The sequence below is a fragment of the Methylobacterium nigriterrae genome (assembly GCF_037106235.1).
Lineage (GTDB): Bacteria > Pseudomonadota > Alphaproteobacteria > Rhizobiales > Beijerinckiaceae > Methylobacterium > Methylobacterium nigriterrae.
The window spans coordinates 195,087-221,805 of the sequence record NZ_JBAWTG010000002.1; the positions used below are offsets into that span (position 1 = coordinate 195,087).

22 protein-coding genes are annotated in these 26,719 nt (G+C 72.4%); 12 read left to right on the top strand and 10 right to left on the bottom strand.

Annotation, left to right across the window (positions count from 1 at the left end; all coding sequences use genetic code 11):
• Window positions 1-48 precede the first annotated feature (48 nt).
• Window positions 49-1,686, top strand: a complete 1,638-nt coding sequence (locus WDW90_RS02565; protein ID WP_336485687.1) for a heme biosynthesis protein HemY — start codon at window positions 49-51, stop codon at window positions 1,684-1,686.
• Between the two features lie 290 nt (window positions 1,687-1,976).
• Window positions 1,977-3,092 carry a DUF2336 domain-containing protein gene (locus WDW90_RS02570; protein WP_336485688.1) on the top strand — a complete coding sequence of 372 codons (1,116 nt, stop codon included), beginning with the start codon at window positions 1,977-1,979 and terminating at the stop codon, window positions 3,090-3,092.
• Between the two features lie 27 nt (window positions 3,093-3,119).
• Here WDW90_RS02570 and WDW90_RS02575 read toward each other — a convergent pair whose 3' ends face one another.
• The 3 genes from WDW90_RS02575 to WDW90_RS02585 form a co-directional block, all read right to left on the bottom strand.
• Window positions 3,120-3,254, bottom strand: coding sequence for a hypothetical protein (locus WDW90_RS02575; RefSeq protein WP_336485689.1), 135 nt, complete (start codon window positions 3,252-3,254; stop codon window positions 3,120-3,122).
• Entirely contained in the window at window positions 3,251-4,297 is a 1,047-nt protein-coding gene (gene cydB / locus WDW90_RS02580) for a cytochrome d ubiquinol oxidase subunit II (RefSeq protein WP_336485690.1), read from the bottom strand. Before cydB ends, WDW90_RS02575 begins: the two co-directional genes overlap by 4 nt.
• A gap of 211 nt (window positions 4,298-4,508) precedes the next feature.
• Window positions 4,509-4,811: a hypothetical protein gene (locus WDW90_RS02585; protein ID WP_336485691.1), complete on the bottom strand. Its 303-nt coding sequence runs from the start codon at window positions 4,809-4,811 to the stop codon at window positions 4,509-4,511.
• Window positions 4,812-5,096: 285 nt separating this feature from the next.
• On the opposite strand from WDW90_RS02585, the gene WDW90_RS02590 reads away from it, so the two are divergent.
• Window positions 5,097-7,046, top strand: coding sequence for a sensor histidine kinase (locus WDW90_RS02590; protein WP_336485692.1), 1,950 nt, complete (start codon window positions 5,097-5,099; stop codon window positions 7,044-7,046).
• Window positions 7,047-7,072: 26 nt separating this feature from the next.
• The gene (locus tag WDW90_RS02595) at window positions 7,073-7,759 is read left to right on the top strand and encodes a peptidoglycan-binding domain-containing protein (protein ID WP_336485693.1); all 687 of its coding nucleotides are present in this window, start codon (window positions 7,073-7,075) and stop codon (window positions 7,757-7,759) included.
• A 588-nt stretch (window positions 7,760-8,347) separates the two neighbouring features.
• Here WDW90_RS02595 and WDW90_RS02600 read toward each other — a convergent pair.
• Both WDW90_RS02600 and WDW90_RS02605 read right to left on the bottom strand, forming a co-directional pair.
• The gene (locus WDW90_RS02600; protein ID WP_336485694.1) at window positions 8,348-8,596 is read right to left on the bottom strand and encodes a hypothetical protein; all 249 of its coding nucleotides are present in this window, start codon (window positions 8,594-8,596) and stop codon (window positions 8,348-8,350) included.
• A 261-nt stretch (window positions 8,597-8,857) separates the two neighbouring features.
• Window positions 8,858-9,166 carry a helix-turn-helix transcriptional regulator gene (locus WDW90_RS02605; protein WP_336485695.1) on the bottom strand — a complete coding sequence of 103 codons (309 nt, stop codon included), beginning with the start codon at window positions 9,164-9,166 and terminating at the stop codon, window positions 8,858-8,860.
• A 111-nt stretch (window positions 9,167-9,277) separates the two neighbouring features.
• Here WDW90_RS02605 and WDW90_RS02610 point away from each other — a divergent pair, with 111 nt between their 5' ends.
• Complete coding sequence (locus WDW90_RS02610) at window positions 9,278-9,643, top strand: c-type cytochrome (RefSeq protein WP_336485696.1); 366 nt, start codon at window positions 9,278-9,280, stop codon at window positions 9,641-9,643.
• 174 nt (window positions 9,644-9,817) lie between these two features.
• Window positions 9,818-10,159: a DUF1491 family protein gene (locus tag WDW90_RS02615; RefSeq protein WP_336485697.1), complete on the top strand. Its 342-nt coding sequence runs from the start codon at window positions 9,818-9,820 to the stop codon at window positions 10,157-10,159.
• 112 nt (window positions 10,160-10,271) lie between these two features.
• Here the strand turns inward: WDW90_RS02615 and dgcA are convergent, their stop codons facing one another.
• Together dgcA and dgcN are read right to left on the bottom strand one after the other, a co-directional pair.
• A complete protein-coding gene (gene dgcA / locus WDW90_RS02620) occupies window positions 10,272-11,261 on the bottom strand; it encodes an N-acetyl-D-Glu racemase DgcA (RefSeq protein WP_336485698.1) in 990 nt (329 codons plus the stop codon).
• Window positions 11,262-11,296: 35 nt separating this feature from the next.
• A complete protein-coding gene (dgcN, locus tag WDW90_RS02625) occupies window positions 11,297-12,319 on the bottom strand; it encodes an N-acetyltransferase DgcN (protein ID WP_336485699.1) in 1,023 nt (340 codons plus the stop codon).
• A 205-nt stretch (window positions 12,320-12,524) separates the two neighbouring features.
• Between dgcN and maiA the strand changes: the two genes are divergently transcribed.
• The 4 genes from maiA to WDW90_RS02645 all read left to right on the top strand — a co-directional run bounded on the left by maiA (window position 12,525) and on the right by WDW90_RS02645 (window position 15,620).
• Window positions 12,525-13,169 (top strand): maleylacetoacetate isomerase, encoded by a 645-nt coding sequence (gene maiA, locus WDW90_RS02630; RefSeq protein ID WP_336485700.1) that lies wholly within the window; start codon window positions 12,525-12,527, stop codon window positions 13,167-13,169.
• A 391-nt stretch (window positions 13,170-13,560) separates the two neighbouring features.
• Entirely contained in the window at window positions 13,561-14,892 is a 1,332-nt protein-coding gene (locus tag WDW90_RS02635; RefSeq protein ID WP_336485701.1) for an NAD(P)/FAD-dependent oxidoreductase, read from the top strand.
• Between the two features lie 92 nt (window positions 14,893-14,984).
• Window positions 14,985-15,299 (top strand): EthD family reductase, encoded by a 315-nt coding sequence (locus WDW90_RS02640; protein WP_336485702.1) that lies wholly within the window; start codon window positions 14,985-14,987, stop codon window positions 15,297-15,299.
• A 9-nt stretch (window positions 15,300-15,308) separates the two neighbouring features.
• Window positions 15,309-15,620, top strand: coding sequence for a hypothetical protein (locus WDW90_RS02645; protein WP_336485703.1), 312 nt, complete (start codon window positions 15,309-15,311; stop codon window positions 15,618-15,620).
• Window positions 15,621-15,758: 138 nt separating this feature from the next.
• On the opposite strand, the gene WDW90_RS02650 is transcribed toward WDW90_RS02645, so the two are convergent.
• From WDW90_RS02650 to WDW90_RS02660, 3 genes are all read right to left on the bottom strand, one after another.
• Window positions 15,759-19,034 (bottom strand): PAS domain-containing protein, encoded by a 3,276-nt coding sequence (locus WDW90_RS02650; RefSeq protein ID WP_336485704.1) that lies wholly within the window; start codon window positions 19,032-19,034, stop codon window positions 15,759-15,761.
• Between the two features lie 212 nt (window positions 19,035-19,246).
• A complete protein-coding gene (locus WDW90_RS02655) occupies window positions 19,247-20,518 on the bottom strand; it encodes an O-antigen ligase family protein (RefSeq protein ID WP_336485705.1) in 1,272 nt (423 codons plus the stop codon).
• Between the two features lie 154 nt (window positions 20,519-20,672).
• Entirely contained in the window at window positions 20,673-21,659 is a 987-nt protein-coding gene (locus WDW90_RS02660) for a CobW family GTP-binding protein (protein ID WP_336485706.1), read from the bottom strand.
• 437 nt (window positions 21,660-22,096) lie between these two features.
• On the opposite strand from WDW90_RS02660, the gene WDW90_RS02665 reads away from it, so the two are divergent.
• Both WDW90_RS02665 and WDW90_RS02670 read left to right on the top strand, forming a co-directional pair.
• On the top strand, window positions 22,097-23,434 hold the full coding sequence (locus tag WDW90_RS02665) for an efflux RND transporter periplasmic adaptor subunit (protein ID WP_336485707.1): 1,338 nt from the start codon (window positions 22,097-22,099) through the stop codon (window positions 23,432-23,434).
• Between the two features lie 13 nt (window positions 23,435-23,447).
• The gene (locus WDW90_RS02670; RefSeq protein ID WP_336485708.1) at window positions 23,448-26,594 is read left to right on the top strand and encodes an efflux RND transporter permease subunit; all 3,147 of its coding nucleotides are present in this window, start codon (window positions 23,448-23,450) and stop codon (window positions 26,592-26,594) included.
• Window positions 26,595-26,719 lie beyond the last annotated feature (125 nt).

Genomic DNA, 26,719 nt, shown 5'->3' on the forward strand with positions numbered 1-26,719 from the left:
ATCGCGTCGACTGCCCCGCGCGGGCGCCGAACAGGAGTTTCTGATCCCATGTGGCGCGCCCTCGCCTATCTGGCCCTGCTTGCCATTGCCGCCTTCGGGGCGGTCTGGATCGCCGACAGGCCCGGCACGGTCACCATCGTCTGGAACGGCTACGAGTTGGCCACCAGCCTCGCCATCGCGCTCGTCGGCGTGCTCGTCGCGGCGATCGTCGTCGGATTCGTCTGGGCGATCGTGCGCGGCGTGATCGGCCTGCCCGAGAACCTTGTGCGCGGCTCGCGCGAGCGCCGCCGGGCCAAGGGCTTCACGGCGCTCTCGCGCGGCATGGTCGCGGTCGGCTCCGGCGACCCGCTCGCCGCCCGCCGCCACGCGGGCGATGCCGAGCGGCTGCTCGGCGCCGAGCCGCTGGCGCTGCTCCTCAAGGCGCAGGCCGCGCAGATCTCGGGCGACCGCGAGGCGGCCGAGCGCGCCTTCCAGCGCATGGCGGGCGATCCCGAGACGCGGGTGCTCGGCCTGCGCGGCCTGTTCGTCGAGGCCCGCCGCCGCGAGGACGAGTCCGCCGCGCGCGCCTACGCCACCGAGGCCGCGCGGCTCGCGCCGAGCGTGACCTGGGCCAACGAGGCCGTGCTCGAGGCGCAATGCGCCGACGGCGACTGGGGCGGCGCGCTCGAGACCGTCGAGCGGCGCGCCTCCCTCGGCCTCATCGAGAAGGCGACCGCGCGGCGCCAGCGCGCGGTGCTGCTCACGGCCTCCGCGCAGGTGCTGGAAGCGGGCGAGCCGGAGGCCGCCACCGAGCGCGCCCTCAAGGCCGTGAAGCTGAGCCCCGACCTCGTGCCGGCGGCGACCATCGCGGGCCGCCTCCTGACGCGGCGCGGCGACCTGCGCAAGGCCGCCAAGATCGTCGAGGCCGCCTGGAAGGCGAACCCGCATCCCGACCTCGCGAAGGTCTACCTGACGCTGCGCACGGGCGATTCCGTGCGCGACCGGCTCTCCCGGGCCGAGACGCTCGCCAAGATCTCCTCCTGGCACCCTGAGGCGCGACTCGCCCTGGCGCAGACCGCCTACGAAGCCCGGGAGTTCGCGCAAAGCCGCGAGGCGCTGCAGCCGCTGCTGGCCGACCGTCCGACCGTGCGCGCCTGCCTGATGATGGCCCGCATCGAGGAGGCCGAGCACGGGACCGGCTCCGGTAGCGCCCGCCAGTGGCTGGCCCGCGCGGCGCATGCCCCCCGCGACCCGCTCTGGATCGCCGACGGCATCGCCTCGGAAACCTGGGCTCCGGTCTCGCCGGTGAGCGGGCGCCTCGACGCTTTCGTGTGGAAGGCCCCCACCGATCTCCTGGCCGGCCCGGCCGACGCGCAGGCGGAGCCGGACGAGGCACCGGCCGCGCGGCGCGATCCCGTGGCGATCGGCCCGGCGCCGGAACCGGCGCCGACCGCCTCCTCCGCCGCCGCGCCCGCGCCGGCGGTCAAGCCCGCGGCAGCGATCATGCCCGCGCCGGCCGCGGCCGAGGCGGGAAGCGGCCGGGCGCCGGCCGGGGATTCGAAGGAGCCCGGAAAGCCTGCATCGCCGGCCTCGGGCCCGCTGGCGGCCGGCACGCCGAACCCGGTCGTGCTGCCGATGCCCCAGGCCGCGGACGATCCGAGCGCGACCCCCGAGGAAGCCGAGGCCAAGGCCCGCCGCTTCGGGTGAGAGGGAGCCGCGTTCCGGCCGCGGCTCTCCTCCCCTCGGCTCCCCTCCCGCCCGGGCCAAGCTCCGCCCGTCCCAACCTCGACCTCATCCTGAGGCGCCGCAGCGCAGTGGAGGCCTCGAAGGAGGGTTCCAGGGAGCGCGAGGGGCCGCTGGAAGCCTCCTTCGAGGCCGCTGACGTGGGGCCCGCCCTGGCGCAGGGCGGGACGGTGGATGGCGGGCCGGCTTAAAGGTCGATTCACGCAAAGCCGTTTAGCCTTCGGTTACTCAAGTTCTGCGTAACCCGAAGTGCCATGTCCCAATCCGTCGACGATGCGCCGGACTTGTCCGGGCTCATCGAATTGTCGCGCATCGAGCATCTCGATCTGAAGCCCGTGATCCTGCGGGTGCAGACCGACCTGTTCGTCCAGGCCGCCCAGCGCGACCGGGCCGCGACGGAGGCGTTCGAGGCGCTGGCCTGCGGGCTGATCCCCACCGTCGACGACGAGACCGCGGGAATCGTGGCGCGCAAGCTCGCGCCCTTCGCGGGCACGCCGGAAGCCGTGCTGGCGCGCCTCGCCGCACGCGGCGGAGCCGTCCGCGACATCGTGGTGGCGCGGGCCGCCCGCCTGACGCCCGCCGTGATCGAGGCCGCCCGGCGGGACGGGACCGAGATCGGCCCGGCATTGGCGGCCCGGGCCGACATCAGCCGCTCGACCATGCAGGATCTCGCCGGGCGCCACGATTCCGAGATCGACCGCGCGCTCGCGGCCAACACCCAGGTGCCCCTGCGCGGCGAGACGCTCGCGCGCCTCGTCGCCCGCGCCCGCTCCGCCCCCGACCTCGCCCGCACGCTGCTGGCCCGCCCCGATCTCGAGGCCGGCGAGGTGGTGCCGCTCTATCTCCACGCCGAGGCCGAGCGGCGCGCGGCGATCGCCGACGCGGTCGCCCACACCGCGGCCCTGCGGCCCTGCCCGCCGCCGCCGAGCGAGGCGGGCGCCCTGCTCACCGGCCTGTCGGCGGCCCGCGACGTGCCGGGCTTCGTCGCGGCGCTCGCCGAGTGCCTGGGCCTGCCCGGGAACTTCCTCGCCGCCGCGCCCGATCCGGCGCTGCGCTACGAGCTGCTGACCCTGGCCCTGCGCGCCGCCGACCTGCGCGAGGAGGAGGCGGTCTACGTCTTCCTGACGCTCAACGAGGGCGTCGCGCGCTCGGCCGAGCGGGTCTTCGAGCTGGTGCGCCTGTTCCGCACCACGCCGCGCCCGGCCGCCCGCGACCTCCTGTCGGCGATCCTCGACGCCCCCTTGCGCGAGCGCTCGGGCGGCGCGGACGCGCACCAGCCCTACCACGCGCCGGACGCGAAGCCCCGCCAGGCCGCCGAGCGCGCGCCGGCCCGCCCCGCTTTGCCGGGGCGCGTGCGCAAGACCTCGTGAAAGTCCTCGTGAAAGACGTCGTGATCCCTATCCGCGCACGATGACGCGCAGGAGATAGACGAGCGCCGTGAAGGCCGCGAAGCTCGCGGCGTAGAGGCCGACGAACCAGAGAACCCGCCGGAGCCCCCGGAGCGCGGCGGGCTTTCCGGGGCCGCCGCTCAATGCCCGTAGCCCCCGGCCTCGACATCCTCCGCCACCTTGCCGCGGAACACCCAGTAGGCGTAGCCCGTGTAGGCGAGCGTCAGCGGCATCACCACCGCGTAGCCGATCAGGGCGAATTGCAGGGCGCTCACCGCGTTGGCCGCCTGCCAGATCGTCAGCTTCGGGGGCACGATGTAGGGAAACAGGCTGACCGCGAGCCCGAGGAAGCCGAGCAGGAACAGCCCGATCGTGAGCAGGAAGGGCGCGACCTCGCGACCCTCGTCGAGCGTCCTGAAGATGCGCCAGCACACGAAGGCGGTCACCAGCGGGACGGGCGCGACGTACAGCAGGTTCGGCCAGGAGAACCAGCGCCACTGGATGTCGAGCCCGAGGAAGGGCACCCAGGCACTGACGATCGCCATAGACAGGATGGTGCCGGCCAGGAACTGCTTGCTCTTGCGGCGCGCCCAGATCTCGAGCTCGCCCGAGGTCTTCATCACGCACCAGGTGGCGCCGAGGAGCCCGTAGCCGCAGACGAGGCCGATGCCCGTCATCACGCTGAAGGGGGTGAGCCAGTCGAGGGTGCCGCCCGTGAAGCCGCGGCCCTCGATCCGGAAGCCCTGCACGAAGGCGCCGAGCACCACCCCCTGCGCGAAGGTCGCCGCCAGCGACCCGTAGTGGAAGGCGTAGTCCCAGATCGGCTGCGACGTGTCGGCCTTGAAGCGGAACTCGAAGGCGACGCCTCGGAAGATCAGGGCGATCAGCATCAGGATGATCGGCAGGTAGAGGGCCGGCAGCAGGATCGCGTAGGCGACGCTGAACACTGCGAACAGGCCGCCGCCGCCGAGCACCAGCCAGGTCTCGTTGCCGTCCCAGATCGGCGCGACCGAGAGCATCATGCGGTCGCGCCAGTTGCCGCGCTCGGCCGCCGTGAACAGGATGCCGACGCCGAGATCGAACCCGTCGATGACGACGTACATGGCGACCGCGAGCGCGAGCAGCGCTGCCCAGACGAGCGGCAGCCAGAAGGCCGCGCCCTCGTACTCCATGCCGAACCCGAACATCGCCGAACGCCCTCCCCGCTCCCGACCCGCAGACAGGAGGACTATGCACGACCGGGCGGTCAGGCCAATACGGCGGCTGCCCCCGGTCACGACAAGACCGAGGCCCGTGAGCTGGGCCCGGCTCACGGGCGGGCGGGCAAGGGCGGATCTCGGGCACGCCCGAGATCTGCGGAGAGGAGAGACGCGCCGAGCCCTGGACCGGCCTTCCGCCTCAGCGGGCCTCGGCGCCGCGCCAGGCGGGGCGGCGATCGGCCTCCGCCAGGGTGTCGCGCGAGGCCGAGCCGCCGAGGTGCCGGCCCAGTTCCGCCAGACCCTCGCGGGCCATGCGCTCGCGAGTCGCCGGGGCCACGGCGCTCACCGCGTCGACCGCGGCGGGCAGCGCCCCAGCGACCGAGGGAAGCGCGGCCTGGATCGCCGCCGGGCTCGGCGGCGTCGACACCCCCGGCATCCCGCGCTGGGCCGCGAGGTACGAGAGCGTACCGATCACCAGGGCGGCGCGCAGGAGAAACGACATCGCGGGCGGGTCCTCGGGCCCCGAATCCGGTCCCGGCCGCCAGCATCGCCGATCCGCCCCGGCCTGCCCACGGGCCGAGGCGCGGAATCGCGCGGCATGGTGAATCGCCCCGGGCTCCCGGAACGGGGCCGCGATCCGCTCCGGTTACCTCGCGGAAAGCATCCGCGTAGAAACGCTGCCTTGCCCGCAACACTCGCTTAAGCCGCCTCTGCGAGGGTCAGGCTCAGTTGTGAGAAGTCGAGCCGAGGGGCGCGGACGAGCCGATCAGGCTACGAGGCGCTGCGCGTGTCTGTATTGCGTATCCACAATGCCCTGACCGCGATCATCGACGCGCGCCTCGCCGGGCTCGTGCACGAGTCGGCGGTGGACGATGCCGGCATGCGCTTCCGGCACGAGCGCTTCCTGGTCTCGCGGCTCGCCACCGGCGCCGTGATGATGGCGGTGCTGCCCCCCTACCTGCTCTGGCGCGGCGTGCCCTCGGGCGCCGAGGCCCTCGCCGCCGCCTCGCTGCTGCTGCCGGTCCTCGCGGCCGTGCTGCTGTCGCGCACCGGCTCGCTCTGGATCGCCCACGCGCTCTCGTCGGCGGGGCTGACGAGCCTGATCGTCTGCCTCTCGGGCATGACCGGCGGCGCGCACTCGGCCGCCGCCATCTGGCTCGCGGCGATCCCGCTCGAGGCGGTGATGTCGGGCTCGCGCCGGGCGACGCTCGCCGCCACCCTGATCGCGATGGCGGGCGCCCTCGCGGTGGCGCTGAGCGGCTCCTGGCTCGTGAGCGTGCCGGAACTCGGCTGGCCCGCGCAGGTCGCGATGCCGGTCTTCGCCATCACGGCGATCGGCCACATTGCGGCGCAGGCGCTCGAGCACATGCGCCGCGAGGGGAAGTGGCGCGAGCGCATGCGCGACAACGAGGCCCGGGACCGGATGCTGCTCTCGGCCATCGACGACCTCGTGACCTGGCACGATCGCAACGGGCGGGTCCTGGAGGCGAGCGCCTCGGCCGCCAAGTTCGTGGGCGTGGAGGCGGCGCGCCTGCGCGGCCACGGCCTCCTCGACCGGGTGCACGTGGCCGACCGGCCCGCCTACCTGCAGGCGATCAGCGACGTGGCAGCCCGCGGCAAGCCCGCCACCGTCCAGTTCCGGCTGCATCTCGACGCGGGCGCGCCGCGCGCCGACGGCGCCCGGGTGATCCATGCCGAGATGCGCGCCCACCCGATCGCGGGCGACCTCGCGGGCGCGGCGCCCTCCACCGTCGTGGCGGTGACCCGCGACGTGACCGAGCATCGGCGCCACGCGGCCGAGCTGGAGCGCGCGCGCGCCGAGGCCGAGCGCGCCGACGAGGTGAAGAGCCGCTTCCTCGCCAATGTCAGCCACGAGCTGCGCACGCCGCTGAACGCCATCATCGGCTTCTCGGAGGTGCTCACCGGCGAGGGCGCGGTGGCGCTCGGACCGGAGCGCGCGCGGGAATATGCCGGGATCATCGGCGCCTCGGGCCACCACCTCCTCGGCGTGGTCAACTCGCTCCTCGACATGAGCCGCATCCAGAGCGGCAATTTCGACTACGCACCGGAGACGATCGACGCGGCCGGGCTCGTGAAGACCTGCTGCGACCTGATGCAGCTGCGCGCCGACGCGGCCGGCGTGGCGCTGGTGCGCGGCGCCCTGCCGGCCCTCGAGATCACGGCCGACCCGCGCGCCTGCCGCCAGATGCTGATCAACCTGATCTCGAACGCGGTGAAGTACACCCCGGCGGGCGGGCGCGTGGAGGCGTCCTTGCGGCGCTCGGGCGCCGGGCTGCAATTCGTGGTGGCCGATTCCGGGCTCGGCATCGGCGAGTCCGACCTGCCCCGCCTCGGCACGCCCTTCTTCCAGGCGGGAAGCGGCGGCTACAAGCGCAGCCACGAGGGGACCGGCCTCGGCCTCTCCGTGGTGCGGGGCCTCGTCGGGCTGCACGGCGGCACCATCGCGATCGAGAGCGCGATCGACGACGGTACCACCGTGACGGTGACGCTGCCCCTCGACTGCCGGCGCGGCCACGCGGGCGCGGCTCCGGCCCCGATCGCCACGGCCGTGCGACGGCCCGGCCGGGGCCCCGGTCTCGCCGGGACCGGCCCCGCCCGCCTGCCGCTCGGCCTGTTCGAGCCCGGCCCCCTCGCGCTTCCCGCTCCGATCGCGCCCGCGCCGGCCTCCGACGCGGGCGGCGACGGGGCCCTCGTGCCGATGCGCCGCGCGGGATGAGGCCGCCCAACCGACAGGGACAGACGATGCGCGAACTGCCGAAATCGAGGGACCCGCGCGAGATCAGCGTCGCCGGGGAGACGCGCAGCACCCGGCCCGCCGCCGCCCCGCGCCGCCGCCCCGCCGCGCCGGCCGGAGCCGGCGAGCTGCGCGCGGCCCTCCGGGATTTCGCGGGCGGTCTCGGGCGGCTCTGCCGCCGGCATCCGGGCGAGGTCGTGGGCTCGCTGGCGGCCCTCGGGGCGGCCGGCTACGTGGCGCTGAACGCCCTCGGCTTCCAGGACGGGCGCCACCCCGCGCCGATCCTGCCGAAGATCGCGGCGCGCCAGGACGTGCCGGCGAAGAAGCCCGTTCCCGAGAAGGCGGCGCAGGCGCCCGCCCCGGCCGAGGCGAGGGCCGAGGCGCCGCGCCCGAAGGAGCAGGCCCCCAAGGAGCAGGGCCAGAGCCAGGCCGCGCGCGACCCGATCGGCGCCCTGATCCGCGCCGACGACACCACCGCCTCGGTGACCCCGAAATCCGACCGGGCCGTGCTGCAGGCCCAGCGCGCCCTGTCCAAGCTCGGCTACGGCCCGATCAAGGCCGACGGCCTGATGGGCTCGAGCACCCGCGCGGCGATCGAGAAGTTCGAGCGCGACCGCAAGCTGCCCGTGAAGGGCGAGGCGGCCGGCCGCACCCTGCGCGAGCTCGCCGCGCGGGCCGGGCTGCCGCCCGGTTGACGCATGCTCCGCCGAAGCGCACCGGTTCGGCGCGAGACGATGCGGCGGCGTGGCGGGTTGGCGCCGGCCGTTCCGGAGATCAGGGATGGCTCCGGGACCGGCCGGAGGTTGCGCCGGCCGCGAAGCTCCGGCCCGGATGCGCGCGCACCCCTGCTCAGCTTTCAGCCCGGCACGGCGGGCGGCTCTTCAGTTCTCGCGAGACCGCGCCTTTGCCGAGCGCGCCATCCCGACGAGTTCGCGGGATGTAAGGCAGTGAACCGAGGGCATGAAGCCCTCGCTTGTCGGGCGATGACCAGCAATGCGGTCTTGCCAGGCCCTGACGCTCCAGTCGCGCCAAGTCGAGGCGACACGAATCAGCGGTGTGAAGACTGGCATCATTGCCCCCTGCAAATCAGCTCCGAAAAACTATCGAAGTCCCGATTCCCGTGGAAGCATGCAGTTTCTGATTGTACGAACTCGGACGGAAAGGTCCGCGGTCGTACCGGGGCGGGGCTCGCCGCCGGCCCGGGACCGGACCGCGCGCCCGCTCGCGCGACAGGGGCGATGCGATCCGGATGATGCGATCCGGGCGACGCGATCGGCCGGGCGCTACCGGCGCGTGCGCCGATGCGCCTTTGCCGCCCATCGCGGCGCGGTCCGGCCCTCGGCCACCGCCAGCGCGCCGGTCGCCTGCGGCTCGGGTGACGAGGCCGGCCGCCAGACGTTCTGGCTGTAGGAACTCATAAAGGCGCCGCCCGCCGGCTGGCGGCTGCCGTCGTCGGCGAGGACCGCGGCGGGGAGCGCGAGGCCGGCGGCGATCAGGGCCACTGCCAGGGCCACTGCGAAGATCCGCGTCATGACGGCATCCTCCCGGAGCACCGGTGCCCCGGTCCCGTCGGGACGCGGGTCTCCGCGGACCCCGATCCAGGACGAGGCGCAACTGCCCGGCCTGCGACGTAGCACGCGCCGCCGAGGGCGGCTCCGCTTCCCGGCGTACGCGGCCCATGCGTGCGGAAGCTGGCCGTGGCGCGGCGAGCATCCGTGCGGGATGGGACGACGCCCGGCTCCGCCGGCTTCCGTCCCTGCCGAATCATCGCCCGCGCCGCCCGGGTGCTCCGCTCAAGGCTGCGGCGTGGCCGCGGGCTCTCCCGGGTTGCCGGCGCCCGCCGCGCGGGACGGCGCCCGGACGACGGTGCCGAGGGCCCGCTCGAGTTCCGGGTTGGGCCGCTTCAGGCCGTTGAGGAAGCGCGAGATCCGCGGCTGGCGCACGCCGATCTCCCAGGCCAGCCGCGCTTGGCTCCAGCCCGTGCGCTGAAGGAACTCCGCCACCTCGCGCGGGCCGACCGACACGGCATTCTCCTCGCCCGGCGCTCCGCCGCGCCGGGCGCGGATTGCGAAGCTCGCCTCACAGCACGTCAGGTGTGGCACGAATAATCCCTGGCCAATCGGGATAAGTTGTCGCACCCCGTCCTTTCCCTCTGTGTCGGGAGTAGCTGGGCCATAGGTAATCCGGTCCTACGTCACGGGAGGAAAGACACGATGAGACAATTGTTCCTCGGGGCCGCGCTGGCCCTGCTCGCCCCCCTGGCCGCGCAGGCGCAGGATGCCGGCGACGCGGCCGCCGGCGAGAAGGCCTTCGCGCCCTGCAAGGCCTGCCACCAGATCGGTAAGAACGGCGTCGGCCCGAATCTCGTCGGCGTCGCCGGCCGCAAGGCCGCGACCTACGAGGGCTACAATTACTCGGCCGCGCTGAAGAACTCCGGCATCACCTGGGACGACGCCAACCTGCACGAGTGGCTCAAGAACCCGAAGACCAAGGTCCCGGGCACCAAGATGGTCTTCGCGGGCTATCCCGATGACAAGAAGATCAACGACGTGATCGCCTACCTGAAGACCCTGAAGTAACCCTCCCTCCCCTCGATCCGACGCGGCGAGCCGCTCCCGCTTGGGGCGCGCGGGTTCTCGCGCGCCGGTCCGGCCGTCCGCGCCGAGGCTGGACGAAGCCGGCCCGGGATGGTTTCGGTGGCGGGATGGTCTCGGTCGGGCTGCGCCCGATCCGCCGGGCCCGAGGGAGGGACGATGCCGCGCCTGCGCTCCGATTTCTGGGTCTCGGCCCAGATTCGCCGCCTCGACGTCGAGGGCGTCCCGGCGGTGCTGCGGCGGCGCGGCGCGGCGGAGGCCGGGGCGATCTTCGTGAAGGTCGACCGCCTCGACGGGACCGCGGACCTCTACGGCCCGGCCCCGCAGGCCCTGTTCGACGCCGAGCAATCCGGCGAGCGCCGCTTCACCGCGATGCTGACCGGCGCCACGCCCCTCGACGTGGAGGAGCGCCTCGGCAAGGAGCAGCGCTTCGACGACGATCTCTGGATCGTCGAGATCGACGACCGCGCGGGCCGGCATTTCCTGGACCTCGCCGAGTGAGCGCCGCCGCGGGCGCAGGGCTTGGCCGCAGCTTCGCTGCGGCACCTCGGGATGACGGCTGCGGGTGGGGGCACCACCCGGTTCGGGCCGTGGCCGCGAGGGGGGCGAAGCCCTATCCCCACAGCTCCGGCCGCGGCGGCTGGATCGTGCTGCCCTCGAAGACGAGGCCGGGCTCGCGGTCGCGGGCGAGCAGCAGCGGACCGTCGAGGTCGACGTAGTCGGCATGGTGGGCGAGCAGCATCGCGGGCGCCATGGCAAGCGAGGTCCCGACCATGCAGCCGACCATCAGCGAGAGCCCGCGCGCCCGCGCCTCGTGGGCGAGCATCACCGCCTCGGTGAGGCCGCCGGTCTTGTCGAGCTTGATGTTGATGGCGTCGTAGCGGTCGGCGAGGGCGTCGAGGCCGGCGCGGTCGTGCAGGCTCTCGTCGGCGCAGATCGGGATCGGGCGCGCGAGGCCGGCCAGGGCCGCGTCGTCGCCGGCCGGCAGGGGCTGCTCGATCAGCCCGACGCCCGCCTCGAGGCAGGCCGCGAGGTTGGCCGCGAGCGTCTCCGGGCGCCAAGCCTCGTTGGCGTCGACGACGAGGCGCGCGTCCGGCGCGCCCCGGCGCACCGCGGCGATCCGCGCCGGGTCGCCCTCGCCGCCGAGCTTGACCTTGAGGAGCGGGCGCCCGGCCGCCGCGCGGGCGGCCGCCTCCATGCTCTCGGGGGAGCCGAGGCTCAGCGTGTAGGCGGTGACGGCGGGCGCCGGCGGCGGCAGGCCGGCGATCTCGAAGGCCCGGCGCCCCGTGAGCTTGGCCTCGAGGTCGAACAGGGCGCAGTCGAGCGCGTTGCGCGCCGCGCCCGCCGGCATCCGCTCGAGGAGCTCGGCCCGGGTGAGGCCGGCCGCGACCGCCTCGCCCTGCGCCCGGATCAGCTCGAGCACGCTCTCCGGGCTCTCGCCGTAGCGGGCATAGGGCACGCACTCGCCCCATCCCGCCGCGCCGGCCGCGTCGTCGGCGATGCGGGCGCAGACCACGACGGATTCGGTGCGGCTGCCCCGCGCGATGGTGAAGGCGCCCGCGATGGGGAAGCGCTCGACGGCGACGGAGAGGCAGCGGCTCATGGATGCGGGCTCATGGATGCGGGCTCCTCGCGGCGTCAGGTCCGGGCGGTCTCGGGGAACTCGGCGACGAGGCGGTCGACGAGGCCCTCGACGCCGAAGCGGACGGGGTCGGTGGCCGGCAGGCCGTGCTCGGCCGCGAGGTCGGAGAGCAGCCTGCGCGCCTCGTCCTCGCCGAGCGCCTGCGTGTTCACCGCGATGCCGGTGGCGCGGATGCCCGGGTTCGTCAGGCGCCCGAGCTGCACCGTGAGGTCGATCACCGCGCGGATCGAGGGCAGCGCGTGCTCGACGCCCCGCATGGTGGTGCGGGTCGGCTCGTGGCAGACGATCACGGCGTCGGGCTGCGCTCCGTGCAGCAGGCCGAGGCTGACGCCCGCGAAGGACGGGTGGTAGAGCGAGCCCTGGCCCTCGATCAGGTCCCAGTGGTTCGGGTCGGCTGCCGGCGAGATCCACTCGACGGCGCCCGAGATGAAGTCGGCCACCACCGCGTCGATCGCCGCGCCGCGGCCGGAGATGAACACGCCGGTCTGGCCGGTGGCGCGGAAATCCGCGTCGAGGCCGCGCGCCCGCATGCCCTTCTCGAGCGCCAGCACCGTGTACTTCTTGCCGACCGAGCAGTCGGTCCCGACCGTGAGGAGCCGCTTGCCGGGTCGGCGCGTGCCTTTGCCGGTGGCGAAGGCCTCGCTGGTGTGGCGCACGTCGTGGAGGGTGCGCCCGTGGGCCCTGGCGGCCTCCGCGATGGCGGGAATCGAGCCGAGGCGCACGTGCAGGCCGCTCGCCACGTCGAGGCCGGCCTCGAGCGCCGCCACGATCTCGGCGACCCAGTGCTCGGGCAGCACGCCACCGGCGTTGACGACGCCGATCACCAGCGTGCGGCAGCCCTTGGCCAGCGCCTCCGGCAGGGTGAGGTCCGGGATGCCGAGATCGGCCGCGCAGCCCGGCAGGCGCATCTGCCCGATGCACCATTCCGGGCGCCAGTCGACAATGCCGTAGGCGGTCTTGGCGGCGAGGCGGTCGGGCACGTCGCCGAGAAACATCAGGTAGGGCGTGGCGATCTGCATCGGTCGGGTCACCCTCTCGGGGATCGGGGCGGGCTGCTGCGCCGCACTCTATAACGGCATCGCGCGGCCGAACGCCAATGCAGGTTCGCGGCCCGGGCCCCGGCGGCCATCGGCAGGCCAGGATCGCCGCGCGGACGGGGCCGCCAGGGCTTGCGGACCGCCCCGTTGTGGGCTCTGGTCCCGCGGCCATGCGGGAGGGAAGCTCATGAAGATGTACGGCAACTGGCGCTCGGCCGCGGCCTTCCGGGTACGCATCGCGCTGAACCTCAAGGGCATCCCCTACGAGGAGATCTTCATCGACCTCGACGCGGGCGACCAGCACAGGCCCGAGTTCAGGGCGATCAACCCGCAGGGCGCGGTGCCGGCGCTGTTCGACGGCGACGGGCCGCCGCTCACCCAGTCGCTCGCGATCCTCGACTACCTGGAGGAGACGCGGGGCGGGCCCGCCTTGCTGCCGGCCGAGCCGCGGGCCCGGGCGCGGGCCCGCTCGCTGGCGCAGGTGGTGGCCTGCGACACCCACCCCCTCTACGTGCCGCGGGTTCGCACCTACCTGATGGAGGCCTACGACCTGCCGCGGGAGCGCATGATGGGCTTCGTGCGCCACGCCTTCGAGACCGGGCTGAGGACGCTCGAGACGCGCCTCGCGGGCGAGGACGGGACGGGGCGGTTCTGCCAGGGCGACGCGGTCAGCCACGCCGATCTCTGCCTCGTCAGCCTCTGGGTCGGCACCGGCATCTTCGGCGTCGAGACGGCGCCCTACCCGACCGTGCGGCGCATCGCCGAGGATTGCCTCGCGCTCGACGCCGTCGCGCGGGCCCACCCGCTGCGCCAGCCCGGCGCGCCCGCCTGATACGGCGTCCGCTCGATCCTTTCGGTTCGGCGATAGCCTTCCCACCCTCGCCCTCATCCTGAGGCGCCGCAGCGCAGCGGAGGCCTCGAAGGAGGGCTCCAGGGAGCGCGGGGGCCGCTGTAAGCCTCCTTCGAGGCCGCTGACGCGGCACCTCAGGATGAGGTCGAGGGTTCGGACCGTCAGCGCCGAACCGAAGGGATCAACAGGCGACGGTATGAGAGGGATCGCCTCCCGGCACGGAACCCGAGGCGCGCCTATTGGAATTTTCTCAAAGTTCGTGCCTAGGCTGGCTGCGCGCTCGTATCGGCCGCGACCGGCGCGGGCGGATCTTCGCGGAAGCGGCGGACGTCGCGTCGGGCGGCCCCGGCGGACGAGAGGGAGGCGTTACAGGATGGGACCGGGCGAGAACGAGGACGGCCAGCACCGCATCGTGGTGGTCGGCGGCGGCGCCGCCGGGCTTCAGCTCGCGACGAAGCTCGGCGACAGGCTGGGGAGAGGCAAGTCGGCGCATGTGACGCTGGTCGACCGGGCGCGCACGCATATCTGGAAGCCGCTCCTGCACGAGGTCGCGGCCGGCAGCCTCGATGTCGGCCACCACGCGGTCGACTACCTGCACCACGCCCACGAGCACCAGTTCCGCTACCGAATCGGCGAGATGACGGGGCTCGACCGGGGCGCGAAGACGATCCAGCTCGCCGCGAGCCACGACCGGGAGGGCCGCGAGGTCACGCCCGTGCGCGCGGTCGGCTACGACACGCTCGTGCTGGCAGTGGGCTCCACCACCAACGATTTCGGCACGCCGGGCGTGCAGGAGCACGCCATCGCGCTCGACACGCAGGACCAGGCGGTGCGCTTCCAGCAGCGGCTCATCAACGCGATGCTGCGCGCCCACACCCAGCCCGGGCCGGTGCGGCCCGGCCAGCTCCACGTCACGGTGATCGGCGCGGGCGCGACGGGCACCGAGCTCGCCGCCGAGTTGCACCGCACGACCCGCCAGGTGGCCTCGACGGGCCTCGACCGGATCGACCCGGCCAAGGACCTCAAGATCACCCTGGTGGAGGCGGCCGACCGCATCCTGCCCGCCGTGCCCCAGCGCCTCTCGGCCGAGGTGATGGTGCTCCTCAGCAAGATCGGCGTCGAGGTGCGCACGCAGGCGCGCGTCACCGAGGTGCGCCCCGACGGCGTTGAGCTCGCCGACGGCGGCTTCATCCCGTCCGAGCTCGTGGTCTGGGCGGCGGGGGTGAAGGCGCCGGCCTTCCTCAAGGACCTCGGCGGCCTCGAGACGACGCGCACCAACCAGCTCGTCGTCACGCCGACGCTGCAGACGACGCGCGATCCCGACATCTTCGCGATCGGCGACTGCGCCTATCTCGTCGAGCCCGGCTCCGACACGCCGATCCCGCCCCGCGCCCAGGCCGCCCACCAGCAGGCGAGCTACCTGATCAAGGCGATCCCCCTCAAGATGGCCGGCAAGCCGCTGAAGGCCTTCAAGTATCGGGATTTCGGCTCGCTCGTCTCGCTCGGCGAGTACTCGACGGTCGGCAACCTGATGGGCTTCATCCAGGGCCGCAACATGTTCATCGCGGGCCTGTTCGCGCGCTTCATGTACCGCTCGCTCTACAAGATGCACGAGCAGGCCCTGCACGGGACGTGGAAGACCACGCTCGACACGCTGGCCCGGGCGCTGACCCGCCGCACCGAGCCCCGGGTGAAGCTGCACTGATGCGGCGCCGGGGACGCGTTGCGCTCCCGGCCGAACGGTGATCCTGTCCGCCCGAGGGCTCCGGCGAGACGGAAGCCCCGGGAGGGCAAGCCATGATCCTGGTCAGCGTGATGTATCCGGGCGGCGACGGCACGAAGTTCGACATGGACTACTATCTCGGCCACCACATGCCGCTCGTGCGCGAGCGCTGGGCGCCGATGGGCCTGCACGAGGCGAAGGTCGTGAAGGGCGTCGCGACGCCGGACGGCGCACCCGCGCCGTTCCAGATCATGGCGCTCCTCACCTTCGCGTCGGAGGAGGCCTTCCGGCAGGCGGCCGCCGTGCACGGCCAGGAGATCTTCGCCGACATCCCGAAATTCACGGACGTGCAGGCGAACGTGCAGATCAACACGTTCCCGGAAAGCTAGCCCCGCGTCATGATCGACATCATCAAGGCCCTGCAGGAGCGCAACCCCGCGCTCGGCAGCTACATCCTCGTGCTGCGCCCCGATTCCCGGGCGCTCGCCGGTCCGGAGCGCCTGACGCTCGAGGCCGAGACCTGGATGCGGCTGCGCACGCCGGGCGCGCGCCTCTCCCGCGAGACCGTGCTGCTCGCCCCCTATCCGGGCGGCACGCCGGCCGAGCGCACCGTGACGGTGCTGGCCTTCGGCCAAGCCCAGGACCTCGCCGCCTTCGCGACCGCCTGGACGGCCGACCCGGAGCCGGAGGAGGCCGGAGCGGAGGGCTGAGGGCCGCTCCACCCCGCCGTCGCGAGCGGCGGGGTCGGATCTCGATGCGGAGACCGGACGCGTTCTCCTCCCTTGCGGGACGGGACAGGGGAATGGAGGTGGTGCGGACGCCGCCGCGCCGATCGGACGGCGGCGCGCTCAGGCCGCCCGCAGCGCCCGGATCGTGCTGAGCGCGTCGGCGCGCCGGGCATCGAGGCGGCGGATCAGGGGCGGCAACTCGGCGCCCGCATGCGCGGCGGCCTCGATCTCCCGGCACAGCTCCGACAGGCCCGTGAAGCCGAGCATGCCGGCCGCCGAGACCAGGGCATGCGCGTCGTGGGCGATCTGCATCCGGTCGGTCTCGCCGGGCCGGAAGCGCTCGCGCAGCTCGCTCTCGAGCAGCGCCAGGAGCGATCCGACCCGGGCGTCGCCGACGCTCTCCCGCACGGCCGAGAGGGCGGAGCGGTCGAGCGGGACCGGCGCGGCCTCGCGCCCGCCCGGCCCGGTCCAGCGGGCGATCGTCGCGAAGAGGTCAGCGCGCCGGAAGGGCTTTCCGACATGGTCGTCTAGGCCCGCCTCGTGCAGGGCCTCGACCTGCTGCGGCAGGACGTTCGCCGTCATGGCGACGATCGGCACGCTGCGGGCCGGCTCCGGGAGGGCGCGGATGCGGCGCGTCGCCGTGAGCCCGTCCATGCCGGGCATCTGCACGTCCATGAGGACGAGGTCGTAGGCGCGGCCGGCGCCGGCCATGGCCTCGACCGCCGCGATCGCCTCGGCGCCGTCGCCCGCGACGTCGACCGTGAAGCCCTGCGCCTCCAGGACCGCGCGGGCGAGTTCCTGGTTGATCGGCACGTCCTCGACCAGGAGGAGGCGTAAGGCCCCGCCAGCCGCGGCGGGCGCGACGGGCGGGGCCGGGCGCTCGACCGGGACCTGCAGGACGGGCGGCTCCCGCCGGCTGCGCGGCAGCGTGAGGGTGAACCAGAAGGTCGAGCCGACGCCCTCGCGGCTCTCGAGACCGATCTCGCCACCCATCATGGTGACGAGGTGGCGGCATATGACGAGGCCGAGGCCGCTGCCGCCGAAGCGGCGGCTGATCGAGCCGTCCACCTGGCTGAAGCGCTTGAACAGCCGCTCCTGCTGCGCAGGCGAGATGCCGATCCCGGTATCGGTCACCTCGAAGCGCATGGCCTCGCCCTCGGGCCGCGTCCCGGCATGGCGGACATTGAGCGTCACGGCGCCGGCGGGCGTGAACTTCACGGCGTTGTTCAGGAGATTGAGCAGGACCTGGCGCAGGCGGTTCGGGTCGCCGACGACGAAGTCGGGCAGGCCCGGGCCGAGGCGCGCGTCGATCCGCAGGGTGCTCTTCAGCGCGGCGCCGCGCACGATCGAGACCGTGTTGTCGATCACCGAGAGCAGCGGGAAGGCCACCGGGTCGAGGCTGAGCTGGCCGGCCTCGATCTTCGAGAAGTCGAGGATGTCGTTGACCACCGTGAGCAGCGCCGCGCCCGAATTCTGGATCAGCTCCAGGCGGCGGCGGTCGTCGTCGGCGAGGTTCGTCTGGTCGAGAAGGAGGTCGGCGTAGCCCAGGATGCCGTTGAGCGGCGTGCGGATCTCGTGGCTCATCGCGGCCAGGAACTCGCTCTTGGCCTCGCTCGCCCGCTCGGCCTCGGCCCGAGCGGCCAGCGCCTCCTCGGTCGCGGCCCGCAGGGCCCTCTCGACCGATTTGCGCTCGGTGATGTCGAGATGCAGCCCGACCATCCGGTAGGGCCGCTCGTCCGGGCGGTAGAGGGTGCGGCCGCAGGCGTAGATCCAGCGCTCGCCGACCCGGAACTCGGTGGCGTAGGCGACGCGCTGGTCGACCGCCCGGTGGATCGCCTCCCAGGCCTCGCCGATGTCGTCGGGGTGGACCAGCGCGGTCCATTCGGCCGTGGTGATGTCCTGCGAGCCGAGCCGGTCGGGCAGCCCGTACATCCGGGCGCTCTCGGGCGAGAGCGTGCTCACGCCGCGGAGCATGTCCCAGTCCCAGGTGCCGGCATCGGCGGCCTCGAGCGCGATGTGCAGGAAGCCCTGCGCCTTCTCGAGGGCGAGGCGCGCCGTGACGATCTCGTCGATGTCGAGGGCGGTTCCGAGCCATTCCACCACGGTGGCGGGGTCGTCGTGGTGGTGCACCGGCGTCATCGACAGCTTGTGCCAGCGATAGCGGCCGTCGTGCCGGCGCAGGCGCCATTCCCCGGCATAGCCCTCGCCGGCGGCGAGCGCCCGCCGCCAGGCCGCCTCCATCGCCGCCGCGTCGTCGGGATGGTTGCGGGAGATCCGCGCCGTGCGGTCCGTGCCCATCGGCCCGTAATACTCGTGGAAGCCGAGATTGCCGTAGGTCTCCTCGCCGTCGGCGGCGCGCATGGTCCAGACGAGGAGCGGCAGGGTGTCGGCCAAGCTGCGGTAGCGGATCTCGCTGCGGCGGACTTCGGCCTCGGTCTTCCGCCGGTCGGTGACGTCGATCATGATGCCGAACAGGCCCATGGTCGCGCCCGCCGCGTCGGTCCGGCAGGTGCCGCGCACCTCGACGTCCCGCACCGTGCCGTCCGGGCGCAGCACCCGCGCCTCGAAGTCGAAATCCTCGGCCCGGTCGATCGCCCGGCCGACGAGCGCGTCGAGGGCCGCGCGGTCGTCCGGGTGGTAGAGCTCCGCGAAGACCGGCAGGCGGGGCGGCGGCGTCGCGGGATCGCGGCCGGCGATGCGGTAGAGCCCCTCCGACCAGACGGGCCGGCCATCGGCGAGGTCGACCCGCCAATGGCCGATATGGGCCATCTCCTCGGCCATGACGAGGAGGCTGTTGGCGCTCGCCTGCGCCTCGCCGCGCCGCGCGATCTCGGTCGCCTGCCGGGCGATCAGGGCCTCGCCGGCGGCGCGTGCCTCCGCCTCCCGGCCGCGCAGCACGCTGGTGCGGTGCAGGTGCAGATGCGCGACGACGACCCGGGCGAGGTCGGCCAGCGCCGCCGCGTCGTCCTGCGTGAAGTCCCGCGGCGCGGTGTCGATCAGGCAGAGGGCGCCGACCCGGATGCCGTCGCTCAGGACGAGCGGCGCGCCCGCGTAGAACACGATCCCGGGCGCGCCCGTCACCAGGGGAGCGCCCGAGAAGCGCGGATCGCGGCGCGCGTCCGCCACCACCAGGACGGCGTCGGTCTCGATCGCGCGGTGGCAGAAGGAGGTCTGGCGCGGCACCACGCCGGGGACGAGGCCGCAGCGCGTCTTCAGCCATTGCCGATCGGCGTCGATCAGCGAGACGAAGGCGTCCGCCACCCCGAACAGGCGGCGGGCCGTGCGGCAGACCGCCTCGAAATGCTCCTCGGGCGGCGTGTCGAGGATGTGCAGGTCGCGAAGCGCCGCGAGGCGCGCCGCCTCGGCGTTCGGCCCGATATACGGCGGCGTGTCCACGGGTCCGGTCCCGAATCGTCGAGGGCGACAAGCAGTCCCGCGGACCTTGTGCCGCGTCGGGCGCGAAAAATCAGCACACAGCCGCGCGAGAAATGCGGCGCGCCCGCGCTACGGCATGTTCTGTGACTCTCGGATCACGGACAATGCTCCAAACCATTGATCTGGCGCGCCTTCCGATCGCCGAACCGGCAACCGCTTCGGCGGAGGGCGCGCTAGGCCCGCGCGGAGGGCGCGCCGGCCAGCCAGCGCAGGCGCGCGGCCTCGAGCGCCCAGACCATGCCGAGCATCATGTAGACGTGGCGCCACTTCTCGATGTCGATCTGCAAAGCCTGCAGGAAGAACATCAGCAGCGCCGGCCACACGATCTGGGCATGCGCCCGCACGGGCGAGTCGCTGGCGATGAGCCGGAAGCCGACGAAGCCCGTCGCCAGCACGAGGCCGATGAAGACCGCGCCCCCGAGCCAGCCGCCGTTGGCGAAGCTGCCGATGTAGGAATTGTGCGGCTCGAGCCCGAAGGTGAGGCGCCAGTGCATCGGCCCCATGCCGAGCGGCATGGAGACCAGCATGCCGATGCCGCGCAGCTGGTTGCCGAAGCGCCCGGTGACGCCCTCGTCGTAATCCTGCGTGAGCGCCGCCCGGGTCTCGAACATCCGCTGCACGTGATCGACCGACAGGAGGCCGATCACCGCCGCGATGCCGAGCCCGGTCGTCACGAGGGTGAGGAGCACGATGCGGCGGCGCAGGCGGGCCGATCGCGTCGCGGCATGGACCGAGACCACCATGACGAGGACGGCCACCGCGGTGCCGCCCCAGGAGCCGCGCGAGAAGGACAGGAAGATGCCCGCCAGGATCACGAGCAGCCCGGCGAGCGCCAGGACCGGCCGGCGCGCCGTCCCGTCGAGGAGCCCGTGCATCAGGTAGAGGGCGCCGAGGGTCAGGAACGAGCCGAACACGTTCGGGTCCTGGAAGGTGCCGGACGCCCGGCCGTACTTGTAGAACAGGTCCTCGATGCCGATGAGGTCGAGGTAGCCGACGATGCCGAGCGCCGCCGAGAAGACGCAGCTCGCCGTGTAGGCCTTGAGCGCCAGCTCCATCCGGCCGCGCGTGTCGTCGGAGAACAGCATCGCGAAGAACACGCACGTCGCCGCGAGATAGACGAGCTGGATCGTCCAGGTGAGCGGGAACGCCTCGTCGAGATAGGGGATCAGCGCCGCGCCGATGGCGGCGAGATAGAGGATCAGCAGCCCGAGGAGCGGCAGCACGCCCCTGTGGAGGCGCAGACCCAGGCAGGCCCAGAGCAGCATGGTGGGGATCGCCACGAGGTCGTAGGGCGAGGTCTCCGAGAAGGCGAAGCAGGCGAAGAAGATGAAGGCCGCGAGCAGGAGGCGCGCGAGGCCCTCGACGAGCCGCCGAACCGGGATCGCCGCCCAGGCCAGGGGAGCACCGGCAGGGGGCGCGCCCGACGGGGCGATGGTGGAGGCCATGCACGCGAACTCCGCGGCCCCGATACGCCGGGCCGTTCGATGCGCGTGACGATAAGGCCGGAGAGATTGAGATTTCGCTGACGGGGCCGCGTCCCCTTGCAGAGCGAGGACGTCAGACCGGGCCCGCTCGGATCCGAGCGGGCGCCATCCCGGTTCACGCCCGGCAGGCCAGGAACTCGGCCCGGATCGCCTCGGGATCGAGGTTGCGCCCGATGAAGACGACGCGGGAGACCCGCTTCTCGTCCGCGCCCCAGTCGCTCTGGAGATCCCCGTCGAGGATCATGTGGACGCCCTGGAAGACGAAGCGCTTCGGCTCGTTCGGAAAGGCGACGATGCCCTTGCAGCGCAGGATGTCGGGGCCCCGGACCTGGGTCAGGTTCGAGATCCAGGGCATGAACGTCTCGGGGTCCACCGGCCCGTCGAGGCTCGCCGACACCGACTGCAGGTCGGCGTCGTGGTGATGGTGGTGGCCCTCCTCGAGGAAGTCGGGCTCCACGTCGAGGATGCGGCCGAGGTCGAAGGCGTTGCGCTCCAGCACCGCGTCGAGGGGCACCGCGCAGTTCCGCGTGCGGTGGAGCTTGGCGTAGGGGTTGATGCCGCGGATCTCGGCCTCGACCCGGTCGAGGTCGGCCGGCTCCACGAGATCGGACTTGTTCAGCAGGATCACGTCCGCGAAGGCGATCTGGTTCTTGGCCTCGGGGGCGTCCTTGAGGCGGTCGGAGAGCCACTTGGCGTCGGCCACCGTCACCACGGCGTCGAGGCGGGCCGCCTCGCCGACATCCTGGTCGACGAAGAAGGTCTGGGCGACGGGAGCCGGGTCGGCGAGCCCGGTCGTCTCGACGATGATCGCGTCGAACTTGCCGCGCCGCTTGACGAGCCCGTCCATGATGCGGATCAGGTCGCCCCGCACCGTGCAGCAGACGCAGCCGTTGTTCATCTCGAACACTTCCTCGTCGGCGCCGACCACGAGGTCGTTGTCGATGCCGATCTCGCCGAACTCGTTGACGATCACGGCGTAGCGCTTGCCGTGATTCTCGGTGAGGATCCGGTTGAGGAGGGTGGTCTTGCCGGCGCCGAGATAGCCGGTCAGCACGGTGACGGGGATCTTCGACGAGGCGGCAGCGGTCGGGGCGTCGGACATGGCAACCCTTCGATGCGGGCGGGGCGCGGGCGGGTGGTATAGATCGGGTTGTTATATTGTGTCATCCACCGCCGGATGGAAGGCCGGCGCCGGCGCGGCACCGGACTTCACGAAACCGGCGCACGGCACCGCTAAGCCGCGGGGGACGCTCGGCTTTCGGACCGTGATACTCAATCGATGGTTGTAAATTGTGCAGCCCGGAGGCAACGCCGGCCCGAGAAATCGGTCCGGACGCGGCGGCGTCTTGACGATGACAAGATCCGGAGACCATGCACACGCTTTCCCGGCGGGACGCCGGGGCGGCATCACGGCCGGGTCAGCCCGTCCGCCATCCACCAAGCGCCAAGCGCCGGTTCGGTGCTTCCGGAAGGCCCGGCACGTCACAGATTGAAGCCCGGCGCGCCCGGCGTGCCGCACGGACCGAAGATCCAGACTCGATGGACGCTCGCAACCCCCTCGACCACGATGTGAGCACGACGGACGCCCCGCGCGCGCATGGCCGCCGCGCCGCCCTCCTGCCGATCGTCGCCGTGCTCTCGCTGGTCGTCGCGGGCGTGGCGGCGGTGGCGGTCTATCCCGAGCCCGTGCGCGGGCTCGCCGAGGCCGCGATCGCGCGGATCCAGGGCCTGATGCAGGGCGGCAAGGCGGAGGAGGACGCCGAGGAGCCCGCGACGGCGCAGACGGGCGGGCGCGTGTTCCGCCCGACCAAGGAGCAGCGCGCCGCGCTCGAGATCCGGCCGGTCGAGACCATGGTGTTCCGCCCCGAAGGCTCGGCGGAGGGACGCATCGCGCTCAACGAGGACGACAACGTGCCGGTCGCCTCGCCCTATGCGGGCCGGGTCACGAAGGTGCTGGCGCGGGCGGGCGACGACGTGAAGGCCGGCGACGTGCTGCTGACGCTCGAGGCCACCGACATGGTCCAGGCGCAGAACGACTACCAGAGCGCCCTCAACACGCTGAACAAGACGAGCGCGCTGCTGAAGCTCGACCAGACCATCGCGGCCCGCCAGCAGGAGCTGTTCGCCGCCAAGGCGGTCGCCCTCAAGGATTACCAGTCGGCCCAGAACGACGTGATCGCGGCGCAGAGCGACCTGAGGACCGCGGAGGCGACCCTGCAGGCGGTCAAGAACCGCCTGCGCCTCCTCGGCAAGACCGATGCGGAGATCGCGGCCTTCGAGAAGAGCGGCATGATGAGCGCGGAGACCCAGATCCGCGCGCCGATCGCCGGCACCATCGTGCAGCGCAAGGTCGGCATCGGCCAGTACCTGACGACGTCGAGCGACCCCGTCTTCGTGATCGGCGACCTCTCGACCGTCTGGCTCGTTGCCAACGTGCGCGAGAGCGAGATCCCGAAGATCCGCCTCGGCCAGGAGGTGGAGGCGCGGGTCGCGGGCTTCGGCAACCGGGTGTTCCGGGCGCGGGTCAACTACATGGCGGCGAGCCTCGACCCGGCCACGCGCCGGCTCGCGGTGCGCAGCGAGGTCGACAACCCGGACCGTTCCCTCAAGCCCGAGATGTTCGCGACCTTCACGATCATCACCGGCAAGGCGCAGCCCTCCCCGAGCGTGCCGCTCGCGGCGGTCGTCTACGAGGGCAGCAACGCCCATGTCTGGGTGGCGCGCCCCGACGGGACCATCGAGGCCCGCAACGTCCGGCTCGGGCTCGTCAACGGCGACAACGCGCAGGTCGTGGACGGCCTGAGCGAGGGCGACCAGGTCGTCACCCGCGGCGCGCTCTTCATCGACCGGGCCGCCAGCGGCGACAAGGCGTCGTGAGGGACCGCGCGCGATGAACGCCCTGATCGTCTTCTCGCTCCGCCAGCGCGTGCTGGTGTTCCTGATGTTCGTGGTGATGCTGGCGCTCGGCTATGCCAGCTACCTGCAGCTCAACATCGAGGCCTATCCCGATCCCGTCCCACCGCTCGTCGACGTCATCACGCAGAATCCCGGGCAATCGGCCGAGGAGATCGAGCGCTACATCACGATCCCGCTGGAGGTGGCGCTCGCCGGCATCCCGAACGCCACCGTGGTGCGCACGATCTCGTTGTTCGGCCTCTCCGACGTGAAGGTGCAGTTCAACTACGAGTACACGTACCAGGAGGCGCTGCAGCGGGTGCTGAACCGGCTCTCGCAACTGCCGCCCCTGCCGAACGGGGCGCAGCCGCAGATCTCGCCGACGAGCCCGGTCGGCGAGATCATGCGCTACAAGCTCGTCGGCCCGAAGGGCTTCTCCTCCGCCGACATGAAGACCCTGCAGGATTGGGTGCTGCAGCGCCGCTTCAAGGCGATCCCCGGCGTCGTCGACGTCACGGCCTTCGGCGGCAAGGCCAAGGAATACGAAATCGCGGTCGACCTGAACCGGCTCCAGGCGCAGGGCCTGACCCTGGTGCAGCTCGTCAACGCGCTCAACAATTCGAGCATCAACGTGGGCGGCCAGACGCTCAATGTCGGCGAGCAATCGGCGGTGGTGCGCGGCGTCGGCCTGATCCGCGACATGGACGACATCAAGGACACGATGCTCACGCAGGTGAGCGGCACGCCGGTGCTGGTGCGCGACGTCGCCGAGGTCCGCGTCTCGAACGCGCCCCGCCTCGGCATCGTCGGCCATGACGGGGAGAGCGACGTCGTCGAGGGCATCGTGCTGATGAGCCGCGGCGGCCAGAGCCTGCCGACCCTGAAGCGGGTCGAGGCCGAGATCGACAAGATCAACGCGTCGACCATCCTGCCGCCCGACGTGAGGATCGAGCGCATCTACGACCGCTCGAACCTCATCCACACCACCACCCACACGGTGATGCACAACCTCATCTTCGGCGTGGTGCTGGTCTTCGTGGTGCAGTGGCTGTTCCTGGGGAGCCTGCGCAGCGCCATCATCGTGGCGGCCACGATCCCGTTCGCGCTGGGCTTCGCCATCATCATCCTGGTGATGCGGGGCGATTCGGCGAACCTCCTGTCCCTCGGCGCCATCGATTTCGGCCTCATCGTCGACGCGACCGTGATCATGGTCGAGAACGTGTTCCGCCACCTCGCCGAGCCCGAGCACACGCAGGGCCAGGAGGCGCCCGGCGGCCTCTCGGGCCGCCTCGGCACCATCGCGATCGCGGGCGCGGAGGTGAACCGGGCGATCTTCTTCTCGGCCACGATCATCATCGTGGGCTTCCTGCCGCTCTTCACCATGACGGGCGTCGAGGGGCACATCTTCGGGCCGATGGCGAAGACCTACGCCTACGCGCTGGTCGGGGGCCTGCTCGCCACCTTCACGGTCTCGCCGGCCCTGTCGGCGCTGATCCTGCCGAAGCAGGTCGAGGAGCGCGACACGCTGATCGTCAAGCTCCTGCGCTTCGGCCACGTGCTGATCCTGCGCTTCGGACTGCGCAACAAGCTCCTGTCGCTCGGCGTGACGCTGGCGATCCTGCTGGCCGCGGGGCTCGCGGCGCGGGGCCTTGGGCTCGAGTTCCTGCCCAAGCTCGAGGAGGGCAACCTCTACATCCGCGGCACGATGCCGGCCTCGATCTCGCTCGAGGCCGGCAATTCCTACGTGGAGCGCCTGCGCCGGATCGTGGGCGACATCCCCGAAGTCGTGACCGTGATCTCCCACCAGGGCCGGCCGAGCGACGGCACCGACGCCACGGGCTTCTTCAACGTCGAGATCCTGGCACCCCTCAAGCCGTTCGACACCTGGCCGAAGGGCCTCGACAAGGACGGGCTGATCCGGGACCTCTCGAAGCGTCTGGAAGGCGAGTTCCCGGGGATCGAGTTCAACTTCTCCCAGTATATCGAGGACAACGTCCAGGAGGCGGCCTCGGGCGTGAAGGGCGAGAACTCGGTCAAGATCTACGGCAACGACCTCAACGAGATCACCCGGACGGCGAACGCGATCAAGGCGGTGCTGGCCACCGTGCCGGGCGTGACCGACCTCTCGGTCTTCGCCTCCCTCGGCCAGCCGACGGTGCGCATCGACGTGGACCGGCGCAAGGCCGCCCGCTTCGGGCTCTCGATCGGGGACGTCAACACGACCCTGCAGGCCGCGATCGGCGGGCAGATCGCGGGCGACCTCTACGAGTTCGGCTCGGACCGGCACTTCCCGATGCGGGTGCGCCTCGCGCGGGAGTACCGGCGCTCGCTCGAGACGATCCGCAACATCACGATCGGGGCGACGAACCCGAACGGCGGCGTCATCCAGGTGCCGATCTCCGAGATCGCGACGGTGGAGCTCGTCTCGGGCGCGGCCTTCATCTACCGGGAGGACCAGGAGCGCTACATCCCGGTGAAGTTCTCGGTGCGCGGGCGCGACCTCGGCAGCGCCGTGATCGAGGCGCAGCGGCGGATCGCCGAGGAGGTGCAGCTGCCGTCCGGCTCCCACCTCGAATGGGTCGGCCAGTTCACGAACCTCCAGGACGCCGTGCAGCGGCTCACCGTCGTGGTGCCGGTCACGCTCGCGCTGATCGCGCTCCTGCTGTTCATCAACTTCTCCTCGGTGACCGACATGCTGCTCGGCCTGAGCGTGATCCCGATGGCGATGATCGGGGGCATCTTCGCGCTGTTCCTCACCGGCACGCCCTTCTCGATCTCGGCGGCGATCGGCTTCATCGCGCTGTTCGGCATCTCGACCATGGAGGGCGTGATCCTGCTCGCCTACTACAACCAGCTCATCGACGAGGGCTGGGGCCGGGCCGAGGCGGTGTGGAACGCGGCCAATGTCCGGATGCGGCCCGTGATGATGACCTGCGTGGCCGCCTGCGTCGGCCTGCTGCCGGCCGCCGTCTCCACCGGCATCGGCTCGCAGGTGCAGAAGCCGCTCGCCCTCGTGGTCGTGGGCGGCATCCTGCTCGCGCCGAACCTGATCCTCGTCGTGGTGCCGATCCTGATCTCGCTGTTCTCCCGGCGCCGGCCGAGCGCGGCGGCCGCGCCCGCCCCGCACCGGGCGGCCGCCTGACCATGGCCGTGATGCCGGGGACACAGCCCGCGGATCCGAGCGGGCGCGACGGTGCGCGGCCGTTGACAGGCGGGCCGGCCGCGGCGCTGTACTCGTCGGACGGGGCGGGCGCGGTTTCCGGGGGC

Excerpts from the sequence above, each read along its gene's own strand:
- WDW90_RS02565 (WP_336485687.1), top strand. The coding sequence starts at position 49 with ATGTGGCGCGCCCTCGCCTATCTGGCCCTGCTTGCCATTGCCGCCTTC.
- WDW90_RS02570 (WP_336485688.1), top strand. The coding sequence starts at position 1,977 with ATGTCCCAATCCGTCGACGATGCGCCGGACTTGTCCGGGCTCATCGAA.
- cydB (WP_336485690.1), bottom strand. The coding sequence starts at position 4,297 with ATGTTCGGGTTCGGCATGGAGTACGAGGGCGCGGCCTTCTGGCTGCCG.
- WDW90_RS02585 (WP_336485691.1), bottom strand. The coding sequence starts at position 4,811 with ATGTCGTTTCTCCTGCGCGCCGCCCTGGTGATCGGTACGCTCTCGTAC.
- WDW90_RS02595 (WP_336485693.1), top strand. The coding sequence starts at position 7,073 with ATGCGCGAACTGCCGAAATCGAGGGACCCGCGCGAGATCAGCGTCGCC.
- WDW90_RS02600 (WP_336485694.1), bottom strand. The coding sequence starts at position 8,596 with ATGACGCGGATCTTCGCAGTGGCCCTGGCAGTGGCCCTGATCGCCGCC.
- WDW90_RS02610 (WP_336485696.1), top strand. The coding sequence starts at position 9,278 with ATGAGACAATTGTTCCTCGGGGCCGCGCTGGCCCTGCTCGCCCCCCTG.
- WDW90_RS02615 (WP_336485697.1), top strand. The coding sequence starts at position 9,818 with ATGCCGCGCCTGCGCTCCGATTTCTGGGTCTCGGCCCAGATTCGCCGC.
- dgcA (WP_336485698.1), bottom strand. The coding sequence starts at position 11,261 with ATGAGCCGCTGCCTCTCCGTCGCCGTCGAGCGCTTCCCCATCGCGGGC.
- dgcN (WP_336485699.1), bottom strand. The coding sequence starts at position 12,319 with ATGCAGATCGCCACGCCCTACCTGATGTTTCTCGGCGACGTGCCCGAC.
- maiA (WP_336485700.1), top strand. The coding sequence starts at position 12,525 with ATGAAGATGTACGGCAACTGGCGCTCGGCCGCGGCCTTCCGGGTACGC.
- WDW90_RS02635 (WP_336485701.1), top strand. The coding sequence starts at position 13,561 with ATGGGACCGGGCGAGAACGAGGACGGCCAGCACCGCATCGTGGTGGTC.
- WDW90_RS02640 (WP_336485702.1), top strand. The coding sequence starts at position 14,985 with ATGATCCTGGTCAGCGTGATGTATCCGGGCGGCGACGGCACGAAGTTC.
- WDW90_RS02645 (WP_336485703.1), top strand. The coding sequence starts at position 15,309 with ATGATCGACATCATCAAGGCCCTGCAGGAGCGCAACCCCGCGCTCGGC.
- WDW90_RS02655 (WP_336485705.1), bottom strand. The coding sequence starts at position 20,518 with ATGGCCTCCACCATCGCCCCGTCGGGCGCGCCCCCTGCCGGTGCTCCC.
- WDW90_RS02660 (WP_336485706.1), bottom strand. The coding sequence starts at position 21,659 with ATGTCCGACGCCCCGACCGCTGCCGCCTCGTCGAAGATCCCCGTCACC.
- WDW90_RS02665 (WP_336485707.1), top strand. The coding sequence starts at position 22,097 with ATGGACGCTCGCAACCCCCTCGACCACGATGTGAGCACGACGGACGCC.
- WDW90_RS02670 (WP_336485708.1), top strand. The coding sequence starts at position 23,448 with ATGAACGCCCTGATCGTCTTCTCGCTCCGCCAGCGCGTGCTGGTGTTC.